1 protein-coding gene is annotated in these 1,478 nt (G+C 52.0%); it reads left to right on the top strand.

The window, feature by feature from the left end:
* Window positions 1-443: 443 nt before the first annotated feature.
* Window positions 444-1,385, top strand: coding sequence for a recombinase family protein (locus E1297_RS01900; RefSeq protein WP_155133191.1), 942 nt, complete (start codon window positions 444-446; stop codon window positions 1,383-1,385).
* Window positions 1,386-1,478 lie beyond the last annotated feature (93 nt).

Genomic DNA, 1,478 nt, shown 5'->3' with positions numbered 1-1,478 from the left:
TTCAGTGGTCACATGCTCCGGAATATGCACCGGGCAATATGAAGGTTCATTTCGTTTCCTCCCGGCATCATTATGCGCACAGAGTGCATATTATTAAATTGGTAGATCTGCTGAGATCAGAACAAGGTGTAAAAAAACCCGCGCTAAGGTCTAACGGAAAGTGATACGCATTCTCCGAAACGGCATAGAACTGCGGTTCACTGGCTAACGCATTTCATCCAAAATATCTACCAATGCAACCATGGCCGAAACTGCTGTTCGACTTTAGCGTGTCTGAGGGCATCGAAAAAAGAGAATTGGCCCCATGCCTGAAACGGCCAACAAGTTCTCACAATCATCGAAGCATTGTTCAAAAAGTATAATTTGTGACCGGGCTCGAATCGAGGTATCAAAACTACACTCATAATTGAATGATCACTAGTCCTTAGTAATTTTGATAAAATATGGCGAGAGTCGGATACGCACGGGTCAGCACCTCAGGGCAAAGTCTGGAGGTGCAGCTGGAAAAGCTGGAGGGGGCGAATTGTGATCCGATCTTCCAGGAAAAATGCAGCGGTGAAACCGCCGACCGGCCACAATACCGCGAATGCATGAAATACCTCCGCCAGGGCGACACCCTCGTTGTGACAAGACTGGACCGGCTTGCCCGGTCAGTCTCCCAACTTGCCAAGATTTCCGAACGGTTCCAGTCCGAGGGCATCCACCTGCTGGTTCTCGACCAGAGCATTGACACGAGCACGTCAACGGGCCGGCTCATGTTCAACATGCTGGCGACCATTGCCGAGTTTGAAAACGACTTGCGCCGGGAACGGCAAACCGAAGGTATCGCAAAGGCCCGAAAAAACGGGACCAAATTCGGCAGGCCGGTCAAAATCACCGACGAAGTCACCCACAATATCCAAAAGCAACGCGCCGTCGGCGTGCCGATCGGGCAATTGGTCAAGAATTTCGGATTGAGCCAGGCCACCATCTACCGGGCCTTGAGGCAAGAGAACACAGGCTCTCAAACGGATTTATCGCCTCAGCCGCGTTCTTCCGATGCGCGCTCCTCCGCGCCCGAAAACAGTTTGGGCTCTTCTGGTGGAGCGCCCCGGACAAAAACCACACAGGTGAAGTTGAAGCTGAACATCGGGAGCCAAAACGGGCACATGGAGAACAAGGCCAACCTTCGCGCCTATATCGAGGAGACCTTGCTACTCCGGTTCAAGGCCGAAAAGGCAAGTCCGGACGGTCGGGAATATCTCCTCAACGTTGAATACCAGACCGAAACCGGCCTTCATGAACAAATGGAAGACCTGATTTCGGACATGCATTCGGAAGCCGATTACAACAACAGTTTTCTCGATTGCGAACTGACAGAAGTCGGAACTGCCCGATCCTGGTAAGGGTTTGTGGTCAGGTTGAAAACGTGCGTTAGCAGCTTCATCCTTGGGCTGGAAGCGGCCGGGATCCTGGGCCGATTTTCTACAGCTCTGCTC

The sequence above is a fragment of the Roseibium sp. RKSG952 genome (assembly GCF_009711355.1).
The sequence above is the reverse complement of the archived record's forward strand: the minus strand, read 5'-3'. Positions and strand labels throughout refer to the sequence as shown.

Bases quoted from the DNA above. Each gene is read 5' to 3' on its own strand.
- E1297_RS01900 (WP_155133191.1), top strand. From the start codon at position 444: ATGGCGAGAGTCGGATACGCACGGGTCAGCACCTCAGGGCAAAGTCTG.